General features: G+C 51.8%; 11 protein-coding genes. 5 read left to right on the top strand and 6 right to left on the bottom strand.

Annotated elements, in window-relative coordinates; translation table 11 throughout:
• Positions 1–251: 251 nt before the first annotated feature.
• On the top strand, positions 252–1,328 hold the full coding sequence (locus NDA02_RS25395) for a 2OG-Fe(II) oxygenase (protein ID WP_190792959.1): 1,077 nt from the start codon (positions 252–254) through the stop codon (positions 1,326–1,328).
• A 325-nt stretch (positions 1,329–1,653) separates the two neighbouring features.
• Here NDA02_RS25395 and NDA02_RS25400 read toward each other — a convergent pair whose 3' ends face one another.
• The 3 genes from NDA02_RS25400 to NDA02_RS25410 form a co-directional block, all read right to left on the bottom strand.
• The gene (locus NDA02_RS25400) at positions 1,654–2,823 is read right to left on the bottom strand and encodes a septal ring lytic transglycosylase RlpA family protein (RefSeq protein WP_190792958.1); all 1,170 of its coding nucleotides are present in this window, start codon (positions 2,821–2,823) and stop codon (positions 1,654–1,656) included.
• A gap of 837 nt (positions 2,824–3,660) precedes the next feature.
• The gene (locus NDA02_RS25405) at positions 3,661–4,116 is read right to left on the bottom strand and encodes a hypothetical protein (RefSeq protein WP_190792957.1); all 456 of its coding nucleotides are present in this window, start codon (positions 4,114–4,116) and stop codon (positions 3,661–3,663) included.
• A complete protein-coding gene (locus NDA02_RS25410; RefSeq protein ID WP_190792956.1) occupies positions 4,113–5,117 on the bottom strand; it encodes a hypothetical protein in 1,005 nt (334 codons plus the stop codon). Before NDA02_RS25410 ends, NDA02_RS25405 begins: the two co-directional genes overlap by 4 nt.
• A gap of 1,492 nt (positions 5,118–6,609) precedes the next feature.
• Here NDA02_RS25410 and NDA02_RS25415 point away from each other — a divergent pair.
• The 4 genes from NDA02_RS25415 (at position 6,610) to NDA02_RS25430 (ending at position 11,220) form a co-directional block, all read left to right on the top strand.
• Positions 6,610–7,680 carry a peptidoglycan-binding protein gene (locus NDA02_RS25415; RefSeq protein ID WP_190792955.1) on the top strand — a complete coding sequence of 357 codons (1,071 nt, stop codon included), beginning with the start codon at positions 6,610–6,612 and terminating at the stop codon, positions 7,678–7,680.
• A 204-nt stretch (positions 7,681–7,884) separates the two neighbouring features.
• A complete protein-coding gene (locus NDA02_RS25420; RefSeq protein WP_190792954.1) occupies positions 7,885–8,826 on the top strand; it encodes a peptidoglycan-binding protein in 942 nt (313 codons plus the stop codon).
• Positions 8,827–9,455: 629 nt separating this feature from the next.
• Positions 9,456–10,337, top strand: coding sequence for a tetratricopeptide repeat protein (locus NDA02_RS25425; RefSeq protein WP_190792953.1), 882 nt, complete (start codon positions 9,456–9,458; stop codon positions 10,335–10,337).
• A 301-nt stretch (positions 10,338–10,638) separates the two neighbouring features.
• Positions 10,639–11,220: a L,D-transpeptidase gene (locus NDA02_RS25430; protein WP_190792952.1), complete on the top strand. Its 582-nt coding sequence runs from the start codon at positions 10,639–10,641 to the stop codon at positions 11,218–11,220.
• A 115-nt stretch (positions 11,221–11,335) separates the two neighbouring features.
• On the opposite strand, the gene NDA02_RS25435 is transcribed toward NDA02_RS25430, so the two are convergent.
• The 3 genes from NDA02_RS25435 to rpoB form a co-directional block, all read right to left on the bottom strand.
• Positions 11,336–15,319, bottom strand: a complete 3,984-nt coding sequence (locus NDA02_RS25435) for a DNA-directed RNA polymerase subunit beta' (RefSeq protein WP_190792951.1) — start codon at positions 15,317–15,319, stop codon at positions 11,336–11,338.
• Between the two features lie 64 nt (positions 15,320–15,383).
• The gene (locus tag NDA02_RS25440; protein WP_348246631.1) at positions 15,384–17,258 is read right to left on the bottom strand and encodes a DNA-directed RNA polymerase subunit gamma; all 1,875 of its coding nucleotides are present in this window, start codon (positions 17,256–17,258) and stop codon (positions 15,384–15,386) included.
• A 138-nt stretch (positions 17,259–17,396) separates the two neighbouring features.
• Entirely contained in the window at positions 17,397–20,699 is a 3,303-nt protein-coding gene (gene rpoB / locus NDA02_RS25445) for a DNA-directed RNA polymerase subunit beta (RefSeq protein ID WP_348246629.1), read from the bottom strand.
• Positions 20,700–20,961 lie beyond the last annotated feature (262 nt).

Here is a 20,961-nt window from a genome sequence, read left to right on the forward strand (position 1 = left end):
CGACGATGTAACGCTTCTGACTCATAATGATCTTCCTGGATTTGAGTCACCTTACCAGAAATAACCCCACCAGGCAAAGTTCCCTTGGCAGACTACTAGTCTTTGTGCTACTAGTCTTTGTGCTACTAAAAGATGTTCTGGTTTCGATCGCCGCATCATTTGTAGTGGAGTATGGATTTGATGAATCGCCCGATCACCTATCCCAAACATTAAAATGACGAAGAATGCGATCGATGAACTCTCTTAACGCGATGCCTACCCTCACTGCTGGCGATCATGCTCCCTGGTTTGTATTGCCCTCCCATGCCGATGTGTTGATGGGCGGGTATCGATCGGTGCTGTTCTTTTTCGGTGGCACAGCGCAAAATCCGCAAATTCAGCAGGTATTAACCGGATTAGCGGCAGCGCAAAATCAGCTTGCGGCGGCAGGATTTTCCTTTTTTGGCGTGAGCATTGACCCACGCGACAAAGAGCTAGAGGGTCGAATTCAAACGAACGATAAATTCCGATTACTCTGGGATTTTCAGGGCGATCTCAGTATGCGCTATGGGGTTTTAGGCAGCGACAAAAACGGCATTACCTATGATCCGACATCCTTTATATTGGATGAGAATTTGCGCGTGGTGCAGGTGATTCCCCTGGTAACGAACAAAAACCACGTCGCCCAAATTTTGCAGGCAGTTCAGGCTCTACCGCCGATCGCTTCCCCCCAGCTTGCTCAACGTCACGCGCCTGTCTTGCAAATTCCCCAGGTGTTCTCACCCAATTTTTGCCGTCATTTGATCCAGCTTTATGAAGCAGATGGCGGGACAGATTCGGGATTTATGCAGCAGGATGGGGAAAAGACGGCGATCGTTATGAATCCCCAAGTCAAACGGCGACGCGATCTGATCCTGACGGATGCTGCCCTACAAAGTCATATTAATTCGCTGATTTGGCGACGAATTCAGCCGGAAATTGAGAAAGCCTTTCAGTTTAAAGTGACCCGCTACGAACGATACACCGTCGCCTGCTACGAAGCGGGAAATCAAGGCTTTTTTCGCGCCCACCGGGACAATACAACAATGGGTTCCGCGCACCGACGCTTTGCCATGACGCTGAATCTCAACACAGGCGAATACGAAGGCGGCAGTCTCCACTTTCCCGAATACAGCACTGCACAATACAGTCCGGGCATCGGGGATGCACTGATTTTTTCCTGTTCACTGCTGCATGAGGCAACTCCAGTGACCAAAGGACGGCGATTTGTGCTGCTTTCTTTCTTCTTTAACGACGAAGATGCCAAATTGAGAGAGCAGACCCAGAAGCAAATTATGCGAGAAGGGTAGGGTCTAGTTCTTTATGCTGGAATGTCAGGCTGCGCTCGATCTGAATTGCACGATCGCGGCAGCATCAAAACGCTTACACGAGCAGCAGTACCTTCGATCGCAGGGCATCTCTAAGGAAAGTTGATCAAAAGACTAAAGATCAAAAGACTAAAAAGGGGCACTGTTGCCCCAAAATCTACTTTCTACCAATACCCTCTAGCAAAAGGTAGGTGAAAACGCTTTACTGATTGCGTATGATTCGTTCTAAGCGATACGGATAGCTCGGACAAATAAACCAGGAGTGAAGTTGCGTTTAGCGTTAACTGTCCAAGCCCGCAACAGCTTGTTATCGAGGATTTGCAGCAGTTGCTGTGCCCATTACCTGAAGGCTAACGGGGGCAACCCCTGAACTCATCAATCCAATGACTCGTGCGGCTCCTGCCGAAAGATCAATCACGCGCCCATGAGCATAGGGACCGCGATCGTTAATGCGAACAACAACCGAAAGCCCGGTGTCGATGTTGGTGACGCGCACCTGGGTCCCAAACGGAAGAGAGGGGTGAGCTGCTGTGAGTGCTTCTTGGTTAAACACTTCACCGCTTGCACTCCGATTACCGTTAAACCCAGGACCATACCAGGATGCCAACCCGCTAAACGCCATCTGAATCGCACCAAACGAAAGCCGACGGGCTTGGGTGCGTGGGTCGCCGGAAATTCGATCGATTGGGGGTGCATTACCAATTTGACGGCGGAGACGATTGGTCGCCTGCAAGGTGTCTTCTGCAGGATCGCGAGTGGTGTCAGGCAAAATTGCAGTTTCACCGATTTCAACCAGTTCTTCATTGCCTGCTCGAATCTCGTATCGCTGCCGATCGTCATCCCAGGCAGCAGTGAGGTCGCTAGCGTTGAAGTTGTCACGGTAAAGCTGATTGAGGCGGGCTGCGATCGTGGTCGCTTGCCAGACGGGGTCATTGGGGTTGACCGAAGCTTCAGCCGAACCGTCCGTCATGACCGCTGCTTGAGTCAATTGAGCATTTTGTTGGGTGTTTTGTGAACTTGGGCTGGTGGTTTCATGCTGGCTTTGAACGCTAGCAATTTTAACCCCAGGATCAGCCATCGGATTAGAAGCTGCCGAATCGACAGGCGAATTAACCGAATCAGAGCCAAGGAACGTTAGGACAGGAATATTGCGAACATAGACTGTTGCTGCTTGCTGTCCGTTTAGCTCATGAGCATGGATGCGGGCAATTGTCGCATCTGCTTCAGCAGTGTCCTGGGACTGGTATTCCCCAATCTTGACTGCTTCTTGAACTGGAGCGGCTGCCACAGTAGTCGCAGGTTCGGTCGGGGTAGAAGTCGATGCCTCCTGAGCAAACGACGTTGTAGTAGGAACATCTGCTTCTGAGGTTTCGTCTGCAACCGCAGGCTGTTGAATAATTTGGCTTAAAGGAACTGCTCCTAGCGCGGTTACCAACAGGGTAGCGGCAGTCAGACCGCTCAAAATTTTATGGTTCATACGTCCATCGTGAATGGTACATGGAGAGTGAGCCAGCGATTTGGGAAACAAAAAGGCTAACAAGGGTCAGCAGGTTTCCGGTCTAACTCATACTCGTTACGTGTTCACTCCTGGCTACGCAACTGCAACAGACTAACACGAAGTTTTTGCTCTGGGGATCAGGGACAGTTTCCGAACCGCCACATCTTTACAATAACTTCATATAAGGAAATTCGGTCAAACACTTGTTCTGCCTGACTTCTAATTGTTTTCCACCAGTTTTAACTTTATCAAAACTTCATACTAATTTTCACATTTTTTTACTTTCTGAAGCTATCGCAGGTGTTTCAAATTGGAAAAACAAATGCTAGGCAAGGCACCCGCTCGATCGCGGAACAATCTTGGTTTTGTATTAGCTGTCCTAACCAGGTTGAACGTTCGATCGCCTGATGCGACAAGGGACGATCGAATTGGGCCAGGTTTCCCACCCTGCACTTCACGTCATTAGCCTGCAAATTAGAGGAAGTTTGCCAAAAGCCTTTGCAAAGAACCTGTATTTTTGGTTTTTACAGGTTCCGTATTTTTACTTAAACTTTAATATGTCAAAGCGAATCGATATCTTTGTTCTGCCTATTTATTGCTATCGCCAACTTGGTTAGTAAATAGGCGGGGCAGCACAGTCTTACAATAGCCTTTGGTCGGAAGTTCGCGCTGCATTCGCTCTTTAATATCGCTACGGTAATTAATGAAGCGAAATCTATCGGTGAAACAAACGGCACAGAACCTACCACGGTTTAATGGCGATCGTCCCAATCAGCACTGCTAGGCGACAAGCCAAAAAGAAAATCTTTAAAGTGCCTACTGTCGATTCAGCAGTTTTTCGAGGATGTCTTTCGCGGGTTCTACCATTGCCCAGGTTCCTTCGGGCTGCTTACGCAGTGTAGCAATATGAACATAGTCCCCTGAGCCGATCGTCTCTCCTTGCTGCACCGTTCCGAGCTTCGGCTGCTTCAGCCCACAAAGGCGAAACAGATAGGCAGGCACATCGGGGCTGGAAAACAAGATGCAGCCGGCGACATTCTGCTGCACCTGTCCATCAAAGGGCGCGTAAACAGAATCACCGTTGAGCCGAATGGAAATATCGCCCAATCCAGCAACGACAGAATGATTTGCGATCGCGTCGCCAGGCTGAAGCTGCCAGGTTTGCTGAATCTGAATCATGCGGGTCAGCGGCAGCGACGATCGCTCAGGAGCACAGCCTGTTTGAGACAAAAGCAAAACTACCCCACAGATCACCATCACGATCGGCTTCATACTTTGCCCCCAAGCAGCAGCCCAATCATAATCAGCGTTAGACGGCAGCCCCAAAGAAAACCAGACTGGGGAGCAACAGTCGATCGATAAATCGCAACGGCGGCAGGAGCCAACATCAGCAGGATACTCATCAGCGAAAGGGCCGGATAAAGCTGGCTCACTCGGTCAAGCAAAATTCGTAGCAGGGCGGCTCCGAGCGTGAGGGTCAGGGCTGCCTGAGCAGAGGGAAAAATTTCGGCTGAGTCGATCGATGGCTGTTTGACGTGCTGGCGGTTAAAGGTCTGATTGCGAAATGGTTTTGATCGACGCGCAGATTGAGCAGTTTTGAGGTTGAGCTGAACACAAGCCGTAATGCCAAACTGAACCATTGCCTGCAAGAGCCAAACGATCGCCCGAACGCCCATTAGAATCAATGGCAGAAAAGTCATTGCTCCCCATTTAGCCCCCTGCCTTAAAACCATCCCCCATGACTGTGCCAATTGCACTTGGCTAGATGCGGCTCGATCGCAGAAAACTTGCCCTCCTGTCGCCTGAGACTTGGTTCGATCGCAATCGGTTTGCCAGCTTAGATCAATCGATCGCGTGCCGATTCGCAGTTCGCCTGCCTCCGTTTTTTCGACATAAGGAATTGCGATCGTCTCCTGGCTCTGCTCCAAATCACCCCTCAGAGCATTCGGCTTAAGCTCACTAGGCTCAAGATTATTTGGCTCAAGATAACCAGCCTCAAAAAGTCGCCGAATATCAATCGATTGGGTAGAACCAGAAACCCTGTCTCGATCGCGCTTAATCTGCTGGACGATCGCTTTGAGCCGCAAAATGGCAGCTTCCTGGTCGGCTGCAAGCTGATTGACGTAGTGCATCTGGTCTTCGAGCCGTTGCCAGAGCCGCTGCATTTCTGAATCAAAACGGCTAGCGGACTGAGCGGATTGAACTGGCAATTTGCTTTGTGCAACGTGAAGCTGTGCAGCAATTGCCCTAACTTCTGCCTGCGGTTCTTTCATGGGGGAGGAAAGCTCCTAGTACTTAGGTACTATTTCCTCAAACTATATCTTAATTTCAGATTACTGCTCAAGGATCTGAGTGAATTTCGAGCGCAGTTTCTAGCAGGGACTGCTGTAAAAATCGTGCAGGTCAATTTGTCGTGGAATGAGAACTAGTCCATTTGCGAGTTGCTGCTAGCTGACGAGTCAAAGCTTAGTCCTCTGAGCCAACAATATTAGCACTGAACCAATCAAAAATCGGATCAGGCGAGCCAGCACTGCTCTGTCACCGTATGCGTTGAAAGCAATTTGCCTGTTTTACTTTGTTCTCATGTTGGCAAACTTGGTCATCAAAAATTTTAGATCGTTCGCGAGATAAACTCCGTAAGTATTTTCCATACTGCCTGATTCGATCGACCTTAAGCTTTTCTCTAGCTAGAATAAACTCGATCGCCCTTTGCCGATCGGCAGGTTGATTAAAGTTGCAGGATTGAAAGGAATGAGCACGGGTATCCTGCGGACTTTTCATGATTTAGCAACAAACAAAAAGAATTGCCTGAAGGCAGGAGCAGCGCCCGATCGTTTTAGAGCGGTTTTCTCTAAATTCTCAGTTCTTAGTAAGGGTGATTTCGTCGAGACATAAAAGGCAGGTAATCATCTTCTTAAGAGAAACTTGCAGCGAAGCAAGCCAAAGAAATTATCAAGACACTCAATTTAAGACATAACTTAGGAAAACTTATAACCTCACCGTTGTTCTCTAAATGTAGTGCCACTTACATCAGAATTTTAGCCAGCGCACCACTCGAAAGGGTGAATCGTTAGGTTTAACTTTAATTCACTCCGGTTCTTCCCGTAATCTGATGTGTACCGTTTGTCTCTACCCCTGGTGTGTACTTTTTCTAGAGTTGTTTCGTTTTTCAATCACAATCTTGTATTCCTTCAGCGATCGAAGCAGGCAAGCGCACTTGAAGATAAGGAGGCAGCCGATCGCTTTCAGAGTACAGCAGGCTGCTCAAAAGCCAGGTAAGCCGGGAGAAATTTAACTGTAAACAGCTTCCAATCAGGAAACAGCTTCGTCTGAATTACTGCGGTTTGCTCCTGCAAGCTACAAAGAGCAATCTGACGGTGTTCTAACCAGCGAAAAAAACAAGTGAAATCTGTATCGGTGCTCCGGAATTACTTTTTGATAGAAAAGTATTTTTCTCCAAAATAAATGTCCTCAAAGCATGAATTCCAAAGTTGCAATCAGGGCTGTTTCTGCTCAGGAAATTCAGTGCAAGAAGTTGCTTAAAACGTTGCAGAATAGACAAAATTATGATATTCGTAGAATAAATGAATACACTCAGATTTAGCATCTCTTCTAAGAGTGTTTCTGGGAAAGCAGATTTAACTCTTGGGGCTGCTTCGTTAAGCAGGGCAGGGGACATTTTGCAGAGTTGAGCGACTCAGTTCCAGAATTGCCTTCTTTGAAGAGGGATTACCTTGCAGTTCACGTTTTGAGGAGAAAGTAAATATGGAGACTTTTGGATATCTCCAAACTTCTGAAGAGTATGAAAGCTCTGAAAGCAGAGCTTTGGTTTGTGTGCAAAATGGGCTACCTTCTGTTCCGGACTTTAAAATTTCTGGTCAGATGATGGCAGTAGTGGCGGGGGCAGCTTGCTCTGCTGCTGTTCTCGGTTCTACCGGAGAGGCTCAAGCATTTCCGCTCTATCCCGGCGATAGCGGTCCTGATGTAACCTATGTGCAAAATCTGCTGACGAGTGCGGGCTATTCCGTCCCGGCAACAGGTTATTACGGTTCGCTGACCGAAAGTGCTGTTACAAGTTTCCAAGCGGCTAGAGGTCTAGGTGCCGATGCGATCGTCGGTTCGGCAACTTTAAACGCACTAGAGGGCTTTATTCCGGTTGAACCCGATTCCGGCGGCAGAACCGGCACATTTCGCTTCGGCGATTCTGGAGCCAGGGTGGGAGATCTGCAAATTTTGTTGGCGAATGCTGGCTACTTTTCTGGTGCGACAACGTCATACTTTGGTTCTCAAACTGAGGATGCGGTCATTCGCTTCCAGCGCGCAAATGGTTTGACCGTAGACGGAGTTGCAGGTCCGGCAACCTTTGCAGCACTGAATAACTTTGTTCCGGTTCAGCCCGATCCCGGCAGCAGCGGTAACCTTCGCTTTGGCAGCTCTGGTGCCGAAGTTACTCGTTTACAAAATGCCCTCACTGATGCAGGCTATTCGGTTCCAGCGACAGGCTACTTCGGTTCTCAAACCGAGAGTGCGGTTATTAGCTTCCAGAGGGCAAGCGGTCTAGTGGCGGATGGGATTGCAGGCCCGGCAACGCTAGGCGCGCTGATTGGCTTTGTTCCGGTTAACCCTCAACCGGTCGGCAGTCTCCGGTTTGGTGACAGTGGGGCTTCCGTTACCCGTTTGCAAAACCTGCTGATCGATCGCGGTTTTCTCGCAGCGGGACTGAATACAGGCTACTTTGGTGCAGCAACCGAGGCAGCTCTGACTGCATTTCAGCGGGCGAACGGTCTAGTAGCGGATGGCATTTATGGTTCGGCAACGGCATCAATCTTGGGCTAGTTTTAGGCTAGCCTTTGTGAGTCCGCGATAGGTGTTACTGAGTAAGTGCAGGTTGAGTTGGCTCGTAGTTTTTTGCTGCGAGTCAACCTTTTTATTCAGGCGCATCTCGATTGCCTCTCTTTAAGATGTACTCAGGAATTTTTTTTTACTGAGTCCCCTTTTTACTCAGTAACGCTGCTTTCACCATGATGAGGAGAATTTTGCATGGAACTTTTTGCCCATCTGCAAATCGCTCAGGCTTATGAGGAGTCTGGTGCTGACGATTGGATTAATTTAGCCGATCGCTTCGATGACGCTTCGATACCTCCAGAGGGAAAACTGCTTCCCATCGCCAATGCAAATCCGACAACGCTGAGAATCTTGCTTACCATTACTGCTGCCTGGTCAACCCTCCTGTCAGGAACTGCACTGGCAGTCGAAGAATATAATCCTGGTTTTCGAGCAGGTGTTGCGGATTCAACTTATCTGCCGATCGCGCCAGCAACCGAGACCAACCGGACGGTTCCTGCGAATTGTGCCAATGCCCTATGCAGCGCAGCCTGCGGAAACAGGAATTCTGCCGGCGTTGTTCCAATTAACAATTCAACAATTGAGCGTCCGGTCGCAGGAGCAAGTTCTAACAATACATTCATTGCAGTTCGTCCAGGTTCCTCAACTGGAGTCTTTCTACGCCGAGGCGATTCAGGTTCAGAAGTTACTCGAATTCAAAATCTTTTGCGATCGGCAGGCTATTTTGATGCGGCTTCGACTGGGTTTTATGCCACGCTGACCGAAGCTGGCGTGAAAGCATTTCAGCGCGATCGGGGATTGCCTGTGGATGGCATTGTCGGAGAAGAGACTCTTACTGCGTTGCAGGGTTATCGTCCGGTTTCCCCCACACCTTCTCCCACGCCAGTGCCGCAGCCCGGAGTCAATCGATTGCAAATTGGCGATCGGGGAGAGGATGTCGTAAGGCTTCAGCTTGCCCTGCAAAATACTGGCTTCTACCGGGGCACGATCGACGGCGTGTATGCTGCCCAGACCGAGCAGGCAGTCATCGCATTTCAGCAGGCAAACCGTCTAGCCATTAGTGGAATTGCAGATTCAGCGACGCTGGCTCGACTGGGAGTCGCGATCGATCGAGTTGCGCTTCGATCAGACGCATGAAGACACTTTACAAGAAACTACATGATCAGAAATCACGATAAGGAATCGGGGTTAACCGCGGAATCAATCGGTTAACGAAAGCAAATTAAAGAAAACAGGGTACCCTGACTGTTTTGAGGAGTCGGTTATGCAAGGAACAGACGATCGATCCAGGCGAACTGCCCAACGATCGATATTCCTATGCTGCGTGACGAGTCCTGTGACAACGCTTTGCGCGGGTATTCTTCTCTAGAGTTAATACTGTCTAGAGTTGATACTGTACGCTAAGACAATGCCCAAAGCCAGACCACGAGACAGGTTTCGATCGCTGTTCTATCCCTTCCTAAATCAACAGTCTGATATTTGCTAATACAAGTGTACCACACTCTTGGGATTCTCCCACCGCAGTCTTGTTTCTAGAATTTATTAGGGCAGCAATCCGGCATTTGGGGCAAGAGCTTACCCAGTGCAAAGGATTTAAGGCGAAGGATGAATTCCCGCAATCTGGGCTGATTTGAAGCAGTTTGCCTGAAGCATCGACCAGGGATTTGCAAAGATTGTTGCGACGATCGATCGCAAATCGTCTAATCTTAAGAAGCGAATTCGCTAGTCGATCGCGTTTCTCAAAGTCTTCGTCCTCAAAGGTAGCTGTGCCGAAACGTCTCTCTTTTCTTGCCTTTCTCCTAGTTATTGGATCTTGGGGAGTCAGTCAGCCTGTTTACGCCCAAGCACTCATTCCTCACTTTGTTCAGCTTGATGATGAGCAAATTAGACAAGAAGGTTTAGGATTAGCCCAGGAAGCCGCTCAACTGGCGCAGTTTCAGCAATACGGTTTGGCTCTTGCAAGGGCACAGCTGGCCTCTCAGCTTGTTCCTGACAATGCTCAGGTTTGGGCACTGCTGGGCAGTCTACATCTTCAGCTTGAAGAGCCTGAACCTGCAATCGCTGCTTTACTGAAGGCAAGGACGCTCGACCCGCAGAATGCCGCAGTTTTTTTTGCGATCGGCTCTGCCTACTTTCAGCAGGAAAATTATCGATCGGCAATTCAGTATTTTCAGTCTGGGTTGCGGCTGCGACCCAATACGCCCGGAGCACGGTTTGACCTGGGCAACGCTTATTACAAGCTAAAGCAATACGACCAGGCAATTGCCGAATATCGCAAGGCGATCGATCTGGATGCAAAATTCTGGCCTGCCATTAACAATATGGGCTTAGTGCTGTATGAGCGGGGCGATGTGGCTTCGGCAGTGCGCGAGTGGCAGCGGGCAATTGCGATCGATCAGAATCAGGCAGAGCCTCAGCTTGCGCTAGCGGTTGCCTTATTTACTCAGGGACAGACCGACCAGGCAGTTCAGAAAGCGGGGATTGCCCTGCGATTAGACGATCGCTATGCCGACGTGAATTTTTTGCAGGAAAACCTGTGGGGCGATCGACTTCTAACAGATGCCAAAACCTTTTTTGCCCTGCCCCGGGTTCGGGAGGCACTCGCGCAAATTACCCAATCGGCTTCTCCAGATCGCCCAACTGAGTAAAGCTTTTTTCCTGATACGCAGCCTCATTGCTAGCAAAATAGTACGGGAACCTAGTATGGCTCATTGAGTCTAGGGTCGAGGGCAACAAAGTCTTCGAGACAATTAAATCCGCCCTGCTAAAAATAGTCAGAGGGAGGATAAATTTGCTGGGAATAAAATGGGATAAATAGTATCGAGCAAAGTCGATCGTCATGAGTTACTGCATAAGAATATGTCGATGGTAAAAAGCAAGATTTCAGCAAGTCAGAGAAACTCGATTCGGTGCAAAAGGCTATTGCTGTCGATCGCGCTGCCTTTTGTCATGGTTCCTGCAGCGATTGCGGCATCCGTTCCCGGCAGTTCCCCTGCTGCTCGTCCTGCTCAGTCCGTTCGTCCAACGAACCCTACTCCTACCCCTTCTGCCCCTAACTTATCGGTCGAGCAACTGGCGATTATTACCACTCCCGATCTGCCCTCGCTGGGAACTCCTGATCGCTTTTTGCCAAAGCCCCAGCCCCAAATGCGTTTAGTCATTCGCTTGGGGGCACGGCGGGTTTATGTGTATGAAAACGATCGCGTGAAAACCAGCTTTCCGGTTGCGGTCGGCAGACCTGGCTGGGAGACTCCGACAGGAAACTATCACGTCCTGCAAATGATCCAAAATCCTGCCTGGCAAAATCCGTTTACGGGAGAAGTTATTCCGTCCGGACGAGAAAATCCGCTAGGAACCCGCTGGATCGGCTTCTGGACGGACGGTAATAACTATATTGGGTTTCACGGCACGCCCAACGAAGAATCGGTTGGCACTCCGGCTTCCCACGGCTGCATTCGGATGTTCGACCGGGATGTGCAAAGGTTATTTGAGATGGTGGCACTCGGGACTCCAGTGAGTGTTGTGCCATAAAAAATTTCCTCTAAATGATTGAACGAATCACTCAGAGGAAACTGTTCAAATTTGCTTAAGCATAAGATTCAGTCGGGAGGGCAAGTCGAAAGATTTAGCCCTCCTTTCCGCTTAGTTATTCTTCATCATCGTCGCCGTCCTCATCCACGGTGTCATCATCGTCCAGCACAGAGCCGTAGTCATCATCGACATAGCTTGCGCCGTAGTCGCCGCCTTCTGCTCGATCGCGTACCGGGAATACATCGAATCCGGCTTCGCGCTCGAAGGTACGGGCAGTGCGATCGTCTAGTACCACGTCGCTCAGATCGATATCTTCTTCAAACAAACTGTTTTCGTAGATTGGATCGATCTCGACGGCAGCAGCGTTGTCTTCGTAAGCATTGAATCCGGTTCCGGCAGGAATCAGACGACCAATAATCACGTTTTCCTTTAAACCGCGCAACCAGTCCGACTTGCCCTCAATCGCCGCTTCCGTTAGAACGCGAGTCGTTTCCTGGAAGCTGGCTGCCGAGATAAAGCTGTCGGTGTTGAGGGATGCCTTGGTAATACCCAACAGGATCGGCACATAGTCTGCGGGTGCACCCCCTGTGATTGACATTGCCTCATTGACCTGCTCAATCTGGCGCAGTTCGACAAGTTCTCCCGGCAGCATCGTGGTGTCGCCACCGTCTTCGATTCTGCCTTTCGAGGTCATCTGGCGCACGATCACTTCAATGTGCTTGTCGGAAATTTCAATGCCCTGCGAGTTGTACACGGACTGCACCTCGTTCACCAGGAACGTTTGAACCTCCTGCAAGCTCCGTAACGAAGCTTCGTGAGTTCCCATCGTTTCGCGGTAATAGGAGAAGAAGATTTCCAGAATCTCGTGGGGATTGGCAGGACCATCGGTGAGCGGTTCCCCGGCACGAACTTCCTGGCCATCAATGACCAGAACGTTTTGACCCGGCAGCAAGGGATACTCGGTTGTAACTCCATCCGATTCGATCACTTTGACCTCGACGGACTCATCATCACTGTAAATTACTTGAGCTGTTCCGGGACGACGCGACAGCACACAGGCTTCCTTCGGCTTCCGGGCTTCGAGCAGTTCCTCAATTCTCGGTAGACCCTGAATGATGTCTCCGGTTTTCGATCGCTCGTACACCAACAACACCAGGTTGTCGCCTCGCTGTACCAGGTCGCTGTCATCAATATGCAGTACCGCTCCGGCAGATACTCGGTAGGGGCGAGCCGATCGCAGTACGACTTCTCCATCCGATGCCGCAATCACCTGTCCAGACTCTTCGCTTCTGACGCCGCCTGCGACTTCGGTTCCTGCCACGATCAGATCGCCAACTTTCACCTTGGGAGCCTGTCCCTGGGTATCCAACGACACCAGATCCGCCTGCCGCACGACCAGAACTCGGCGAACGGCTTCTCCGATATCGCGAATCCCACGAATTTCTCCGGCTTCTTTACAGAGAATCTCGGTACGCGCCACGACTGCTCCTGGTGTGATTTGGTCGCCATCCTTCACCAGCAAACGAGTATTGGTACGGCCCTGGGTTTGATCCGCAGCGATGTCGCGACGAATGACCAGCGATTCCAGAATTACAAGCTGAAGCCGCAGAATGTCCGCGCTCTTCTCGTCGGGAACTAGTTCGATATCTGCCGCAAGCTGAGGCGCATCTTTCTCAATTTCCAGCACAAGCTGAGTCCGCAGCAGATCTAATCCTTCCACAGACTTCACCCGCTCACTGTCTTTATAGGCAATGCGCTGGATTGCCCGCAGTTTGATCGATCGACCCGATTCTTCATTATTGGACTCCTGGCTGGGAACCGAAGGCTGATCGGGAACCTGGTATTCGGTGACAGGGCGCAGCAGCAACGCGGGACCTTCAGGCGACTCCACATATTCCATGTAGCGCAGCTCATCCACCGTTAGTCCAGGCATCACTTCCTGCCCAGGATTGACGATCGTGCCATCCTTCGACATCACCGCTTCTGGATTGTCTGCCAGATGCAGTTCACCAGGCTTGATCACGATCTCGCGCAGAATGTCATTTTTCTGCGTCACTTCGACCACACCACTGCTTTGACAGAAGATGTCCTTCACGACTTCCGTTCCGGCTTCGACGTATTGACCGTCTTCCACCATCAGCAGCGAGATGTCTTTGTTGACTTCGTGAGCCTCTTCAGGAATCCACAGGATCGTGCCGCCCTGAACGACTTCATAGCCCAGCTTTGCTTTGCCCTTCTTAGCCACTTCGATGCCGGAGAACTTGATGATGCCGCCCGTATGCGTCCGGTACCGATCGTCAATCAGTTCTGCAACCACCTGACCATTCGTCACCTTCGTGCCCGGAGTGGCGATCAGAGAGAATCGCTGTCCGTACTGGGTTTCGATCAGATAATGTTCCCGACCCTGCTGGCTTTCGGCGATCACCTGCGCTTCGTCCAACAGCACCGACGCGGTGATGATTTCAATCTCCCGTCCGCCTTTGCCTTCGCTTTCCTGCGGGATTCGCACCACGCCGCCATTTTCGGTGACGAGCTTGGTTTCCGCCATAATGCTGTTCGGCTCGACGCGATCGCCGTTTCGCACCACGGGTTCTGCACCCGGCGGCAGGTTGTACACCTCACCGGAGAGAATCCAGATTAGTCCGCCTCTTTGGGCAATTCGGGTCGTGTTACCCTGACGGTCTTTCTTTTCTTCCGGCACAACATCGGCAAAGCGAACTTCGCCTGCCATGTCCGAAGCCACGTCCTTGGTCGCTTTTTCCGTGACTTTGCGAACGCGACCCGTGCTGGGCATTTCCACCATCATCTGGTTCGCTTTCACGCTGTCACCATCGCGCACAAAGATAATCGAACCCGAAGGGACCTGGTGGACTTCCTTGCGATCGCCCGATTCCACAGTGATATCGACGTTCACTTCAGAGATTTGTGCGTCTTCCCCGTGACGGGTGCGGAAGGCACGAGCGCGGAACTGCTTCGGCTTGGTTCTCACTGTGCCGTCAAAGCTGGCACGAATCTGGGGAGCGACTTCCCCGGTAAAAGTTCCTCCCGTGTGGAAGGTTCTCATCGTGAGCTGGGTTCCCGGTTCCCCGATCGACTGCGCCGCGATAATGCCAACCGCTTCGCCCATATCTACCGGAGTTGCGTGCGCCAGACTCCAGCCATAGCAAGACTGACAGACCGATCGGGTTGCCTCACAGGTGAGGGGCGATCGAGCCATGACTTCTTCGACTTTTGCCTTGCCGACTAGCTTTGCCATGTCGTCCGAGATCGGCTCGTTGCGCGGGATGATCACTTCGCCCGTTTCGGGGTGAACGATGTCCCGTGCGGCAACTCGACCCAAGAGGCGATCGGCAAGGGGAATCAAGACACGCTCACCGTCGGTCATGCTGCGAACAACGATCCCGCGATCGGTGCCGCAGTCGATTTCCCGAATGATCACATCCTGAGAAACGTCTACCAGTCGGCGGGTCAAATAACCAGAGTCCGCTGTTCGAAGTGCGGTATCTACCAGACCTTTCCGTGCCCCGTAGGAAGAGATGATGTACTCCGTTACAGTCAGACCTTCCCGGAAGTTGGTCTTGATCGGCAAGTCGATGATCTGTCCCTGCGGATCTGCCATTAGACCGCGCATTCCTACAAGCTGACGCACCTGAGAGATATTGCCTCGCGCACCGGAGAACGCCATCATGTAGACCGAGTTGAGCGGGTCACTGGCTTCAAAGTGGCGAATCACTTCGTCTTTCAGCTCTTCGCTAGTTCCGTTCCAGGTATCGATTACCTTTTGGGAACGCTCAACTTCAGTAATTTCGCCGCGGGTATACCGCTCTTCGGTGTCACGCACCTGTTCTTCTGCTGCTTCCAACAGATCCCGCTTGCTGGGCGGAACCATCAAGTCATCTACGCTAATCGATACCCCAGCTCTGGTCGCAAAGCGGAATCCGAGGTCCTTGAGTTCATCCGCCATTGTTGCGGTGCGGGCAGTCCCATAGTGAGTGAATGCCCAGGCAACCAGGTTTTTAAGCTGCTTCTTATTCACCACGCGGTTGCGAAATAGCATCCCCTTACCAGACTGTTTGTTTCCCTGCTGCTCTGCCGTCATTTGCGATTACCTTTGTAATGATGAATTCGCTGTTTGCTTGCTGCTAATTTGCTCAAGCTTGCTGCTAGCTCACGAGCGCATCGTGAATCGTCTTGTTGTAAATCACTCGCCCGGGTGTAGTGCGAACATACTGCGAAAGCAAATTGCCCTCTGCATCTTTCCGCACGCGCCGATCTGTATACAGTTCGGTAACTGAACCGTCTTCACCACGATGAATTTCCTGCGGCTCCCGGTCTTTGCCGTCATCCTCAACGTCGCCGTCAAATCGCAACCAGATATAGGAGTGCAGATCGACGACCTTTTGCTCATAGGCGATGATCACGTCATCCATGCTGGAGAAGTAGCGACCCACTCCCAGTACGGCATTCGGGTTCTCTGCAGTGAGGTAATAGCAGCCTAATACCATGTCTTGGCTTGGCAGCACGATCGGTCTACCGGTTGCCGGAGACAGAATGTTGTTGGAAGCCAGCATCAGCAGCCGTGCTTCTGCCTGAGACTCTAGTGAGAGGGGAACGTGAACTGCCATCTGGTCGCCGTCAAAGTCTGCGTTAAAGGCAGGACAAACAAGTGGGTGAATCTGAATGGCGCGTCCTTCTACCAGGATCGGCTCAAATGCCTGAATCCCCAAACGGTGCAGCGTTGGAGCGCGGTTCAGCATCACGGGGTGTCCGTCGATCACTTCTTCCAGAACGTCCCAGATTTGCGGATCGTTGCGCTGGATCAGCTTCTTCGCGGCTTTGATGTTGTTCACCAGACCCTGTTTGATCAGGCGATGAATCACGAACGGCTGGAATAGCTCGATCGCCATTTCACGCGGCAGACCACATTGGTGGATCTTGAGCTTAGGACCAACTACGATTACCGATCGTCCAGAGTAGTCCACCCGCTTACCGAGCAGGTTTTGGCGGAAACGACCCTGCTTCCCTTCGATAATGTCCGACAGGGATTTCAAAGGACGGTTGTTTGCGCCCACAACCGTGCGTCCGCGTCGTCCGTTATCAATTAGCGCGTCCACTGCTTCTTGCAGCATCCGCTTCTCGTTTCGGACAATGATTTCCGGCGCAAGGATTTCTTGCAGACGGGCAAGACGGTTGTTCCGGTTGATTACGCGACGATACAGATCGTTCAGGTCAGAGGTCGCGAAGCGTCCACCGTCTAGCTGCACCATCGGGCGCAGGTCGGGCGGAATTACCGGGATCACGGAGAGAATCATCCACTCCGGCTTCGACTGGGTAGCAATGAAGTTGTCGATTACCCGCAGTCGCTTGATCAGCTTGGCACGCTTTTGCCCTTTCGAGTTGGCAATCTCTTCGCGAAGCTGCTCCGCTTCTTTCTCCAGCTCGAGATCCTGCAAAAGCTGCTGGAGTGCTTCTGCCCCGATGCCGACTTCAATTCCGGTGAGCTGAGAATCTTCGCTGTAAAGCTGATCTTCGATCTCAATCCACTGATCTTCCGTCAAAAGCTGCTTGTAGCTCAGGTTCTCCGCGTTGCCCGCGTTCAGCACCACATAGGAATTAAAGTAAACAATCTGCTCCACGTCCCGCAGCGGCATATCCAGCAGAATTGACATATAGCTGGGAATGCCCTTCAGATACCAAACGTGAGCCACGGGAGCTGCCAGCTTGATGTAGCCCATACGGTGACGACGAACGCGGGACTCAGTGACTTCTACGCCGCATCGCTCACACACAATGCCCCGGTGACGCACCCGCTTATACTTACCGCAGTGACATTCCCAGTCCTTCGCCGGACCAAAAATCCGTTCACAAAACAGACCATCCATTTCCGGCTTTAGTGTCCGGTAGTTGATGGTTTCGGGCTTGGTTACTTCTCCGACGACCATGCCGTTCGGAAGCGTGCGCTCGCCCCATTGACGAATCCTTTCTGGAGATGCCAGACCGATTTTCACATAGTCAAATCGCTGCTCTAGCTTTGGCATCGCTATTCCTTCCTCTTAGATTTATTGCTTGTGCTTCTGGCACTTCTTCAACAGATAAGCGAGGCATAAGGGCAGTCCGGTGTCGAACCTGTATATCAATTCCTTCACCTACTGCCCCCACGCTATGCCCCAGACACCTTACTCCTCGACTTCTTCCATTTCGTCGCGCGAAATCGATTCGTAGGTGGGGCGGGACGGGGTGCGGCGATTGCCGACATCTGCCATCAGATCCACTTCTACGTCGCGGCTAGTTCCGTCCTCCTGGGTTTGCAGCTTGTGCGCCGCAATGTCAAGACAAAGCGATTGCAGCTCGCGCATTAACACCTTGAACGATTCGGGGGTGCCCGGACGCGGAATTGCCTTCCCTTTGACGATCGCATTTAGAGCTTCGTTGCGTCCCTGCATATCGTCGGACTTCACGGTCAGCAGCTCTTGCAGGATGTAGGCAGAGCCAAACGCTTCGAGTGCCCACACCTCCATTTCTCCAAATCGCTGACCGCCCTGCTGCGCTTTTCCGCCAAGAGGCTGCTGCGTCACCAGCGAGTACGGACCCGTGGAACGAGCGTGGATCTTGTCGTCTACCAGGTGCACCAGCTTCAGCATATACGCCTTGCCGACGGTAATGGGGCGATCGAACGGCTCACCTGTGCGTCCGTCGAACACCTGGATCTTGCCGGGGTTCTCTGGGTCGTAGACCCAATCCTGTCCGGTGACTTCGCGGGCTTCGCTCAGCTTGCCGTGGGTGGTTAAACGCGATGCTTCTTCGCCGTGCATTTCGTCGAACGGAATCATCTTGAATCGTGACCCCAGGTTATGACCTGCCCAGCCGAGCAGACACTCAAACACCTGACCCACGTTCATACGCGACGGCACACCAAGCGGGTTCAGCACGATATCTACCGGACTACCGTCGGGTAGGTAAGGCATGTCTTCCTTCGGCAGAATCCGGGAAATAATCCCCTTGTTGCCGTGACGACCTGCCATCTTGTCGCCCACCTGGATCTTGCGCTTCTGCGCCACATAAACCCGCACGACCATGTTTGCGCCCGGAGGAAGCTCATCGCCCTGCTCACGGGTAAACACACGCACGTCTACCACACGACCTTTTTCACCGTTTGGCACGCGCAACGAGTTATCCCGCACATCCCGCGCCTTTTCACCGAAGATAGCTCGCAGCAGCTTTTCTTCCGGCGGCTGATCCGATTCACCCTTAGGTGTAACTTTACCGACGAGGATGTCTCCGGCTTCTACCCAGGCTCCAATCCGAATGATTCCCGTCTCGTCGAGCTGACGCAGAGCATCTTCACCCACGTTCGGAATTTCCCGCGTAATTTCTTCGGGTCCGAGCTTGGTTTGCCGTGCTTCGATCTCGTATTTCTCAATGTGGATCGAAGTGTAGACATCGTCGTAGACCAGGCGTTCGCTGATCAGGATCGCGTCCTCGTAGTTATAGCCTTCCCAAGGCATATAGGCAACGGTGACGTTTTGTCCCAGTGCCAGTTCGCCCTTCTCGGTAGCAGAACCATCAGCGAGAATCTGCCCTGCAACAACTCGATCGCCCACAAACACGATCGGACGCTGGTTCAAACAGGTGTCCTGGTTCGATCGCTGGTACTTTTGCAGGGTATGCTCATGCTCTCTACCATTGCTGGCAGCGCGAACGCGGATTCTGTTGGCATCCACATACACCACTTCGCCATCCACGCGGCTGATGATTACCATTCCAGAGTCGCGGGCTGCCTGCGCTTCCAGTCCAGTTCCAACCAAGGGGCGTTCTGGGTGCAGCAGGGGTACTGCCTGACGCTGCATGTTTGAACCCATCAGGGCGCGGTTTGCGTCGTCGTGCTCCAGGAAGGGAATCAGCGAGGTTGCCACAGAAATGATCTGCACCGGGGAAACCGCCACATAATCCACTTCATCGGGCGTTGTTTCTGTGAACACCTGACGATAGCGCACCGGAACCTGCTCACCCAGAATGTAGCCATCTTCGTCTACCGGAATATCGCCTGGAGCGACCCGCAGATCATCTTCTTCATCAGCGGTCATGTAGAGCGCAGCAATATCACGACGGACACGACCGTTCTCCACACGCATAAACGGCGTTTCGATAAAGCCATAGGCATTGACGCGAGCGTGGGTTGCCAGCGAACCAATCAGACCTGCGTTCGGACCTTCTGGCGTTTCGATCGGGCAAATCCGACCGTAGTGCGACGGGTGAATGTCGCGCACCGCAAAGCCTGCCCGTTCACGAGTCAGACCACCCGGACCAAGGGCACTCAGACGGCGCTTATGGGTCAACTCAGCCAGCGGATTGGTTTGATCCATAAACTGCGAAAGCTGAGACGAGCCAAAGAACTCTTTGATTGCAGCCACCAGCGGCTTTGGGTTCACCAGCGAGGCAGGCGTAAGGGCATCTGCATCGGAAACGGTCATTCTTTCTCGAATAATCCGCTCCAGACGGTTCAAGCCGACGCGCACCTGGTTTTGCAGCAGTTCACCCACCGATCGCACCCGACGATTGCCCAGGTGGTCAATATCATCGGTATTCCCGGTGTCAAACTCCAGGTTGATTAGATAATCCACTGCCGCCAGAATGTCTTGAGCAGTGAGAACCCGGGTCGCTTCCGGCACACTCAGGCGCAGCTTACGGTTCAGCTTGTAGCGTCCGACTCGTCCCAGGTCATAGCGTTTGGGGTCAAAAAAGCGAGAGTCGAGCAACTGCTGACCGCCAGACACGGTGGGAGGCTCACCCGGACGCAGCTTGCGATACAGCTCCATCAGAGCTTCTTCTTCGCTAAAGTCGCCCTCTTTATCGATCGTCTTCTGAAAATACTCAGGGTGACGCAGCGCATCGAAGATTTCGTTGGTCGAAAGTCCAAGTGCCTTCAGCAGAACTTGCGCCGACAGTTTGCGGGTCTTGTCAATTCGCACCCACACCAGGTCATTCTTGTCGGTTTCAAACTTCAGCCATGCGCCCCGGTTGGGAATCAGGCTGGCATTGAAGGTACTGCGACCGTTCTTGTCGATCTCTTTCTTATAGTAAACACCAGGGCTACGAACGATCTGGTTAACAATGACCCGTTCAGCCCCATTGATAATAAAGGTTCCGCGATCGGTCATCAGGGGCAAATCGCCGATGAAAACCTCTTGCTCCTTAATTTCGCCCGTTTCTTTATTAATTAGGCGCGTCGGCACATACATTTGCACTGCATAGCTCGCATCTCGACGCTTCGCCTCATCTACGTCATACTTGGGACGACGCAGCTTATAGTCCTTGCCGAGGAAGTGTAGCTCTAGCTTCCCGGTATAGTCTGTAATTGGTGAAAAGCTGTCCAGCTCTTCGATTAAACCCTCTTCCAGGAACCAGCGGAAGCTCGCCCGTTGAATTTCGATCAGGTCTGGTAGGGTAAAGGTGGGTGCAGTTTGGGTCAGGTTACTCATGCGTCTCCTCAGATGGGTCGCGGCCGGGATTGCCCCTAGCACAGCGGTACTTGAGCAAAGCTATTAACGAAAAAACTTCAGTCCTCAAACCGAAGACTGAACGACACTCACTTGAGTCGATATTGATTGATGAATTGTGTAGAGTTCCAGCGGAGGTTCAATCCTGGGAGATGAAAAGACTGCGCTTTAAGGCAGGGGAAGTATAACTTAAACAATGGAGTTCGTCAACTGCTAGCAACAGAGTGGCTCGAAACAACTCGAA

The organism is Leptolyngbya sp. ST-U4, assembly GCF_039962215.1.
In the GTDB taxonomy this organism is placed as follows: Bacteria; Cyanobacteriota; Cyanobacteriia; order Elainellales; family Elainellaceae; genus Leptolyngbya_A.

What these genes read in the sequence shown, in the direction of transcription:
- NDA02_RS25395 (WP_190792959.1), top strand. Translation starts at nt 252, where the DNA reads ATGCCTACCCTCACTGCTGGCGATCATGCTCCCTGGTTTGTATTGCCC.
- NDA02_RS25400 (WP_190792958.1), bottom strand. Translation starts at nt 2,823, where the DNA reads ATGAACCATAAAATTTTGAGCGGTCTGACTGCCGCTACCCTGTTGGTA.
- NDA02_RS25405 (WP_190792957.1), bottom strand. Translation starts at nt 4,116, where the DNA reads ATGAAGCCGATCGTGATGGTGATCTGTGGGGTAGTTTTGCTTTTGTCT.
- NDA02_RS25410 (WP_190792956.1), bottom strand. Translation starts at nt 5,117, where the DNA reads ATGAAAGAACCGCAGGCAGAAGTTAGGGCAATTGCTGCACAGCTTCAC.
- NDA02_RS25415 (WP_190792955.1), top strand. Translation starts at nt 6,610, where the DNA reads ATGGAGACTTTTGGATATCTCCAAACTTCTGAAGAGTATGAAAGCTCT.
- NDA02_RS25420 (WP_190792954.1), top strand. Translation starts at nt 7,885, where the DNA reads ATGGAACTTTTTGCCCATCTGCAAATCGCTCAGGCTTATGAGGAGTCT.
- NDA02_RS25430 (WP_190792952.1), top strand. Translation starts at nt 10,639, where the DNA reads ATGGTTCCTGCAGCGATTGCGGCATCCGTTCCCGGCAGTTCCCCTGCT.
- NDA02_RS25435 (WP_190792951.1), bottom strand. Translation starts at nt 15,319, where the DNA reads ATGACGGCAGAGCAGCAGGGAAACAAACAGTCTGGTAAGGGGATGCTA.
- NDA02_RS25440 (WP_348246631.1), bottom strand. Translation starts at nt 17,258, where the DNA reads ATGCCAAAGCTAGAGCAGCGATTTGACTATGTGAAAATCGGTCTGGCA.
- rpoB (WP_348246629.1), bottom strand. Translation starts at nt 20,699, where the DNA reads ATGAGTAACCTGACCCAAACTGCACCCACCTTTACCCTACCAGACCTG.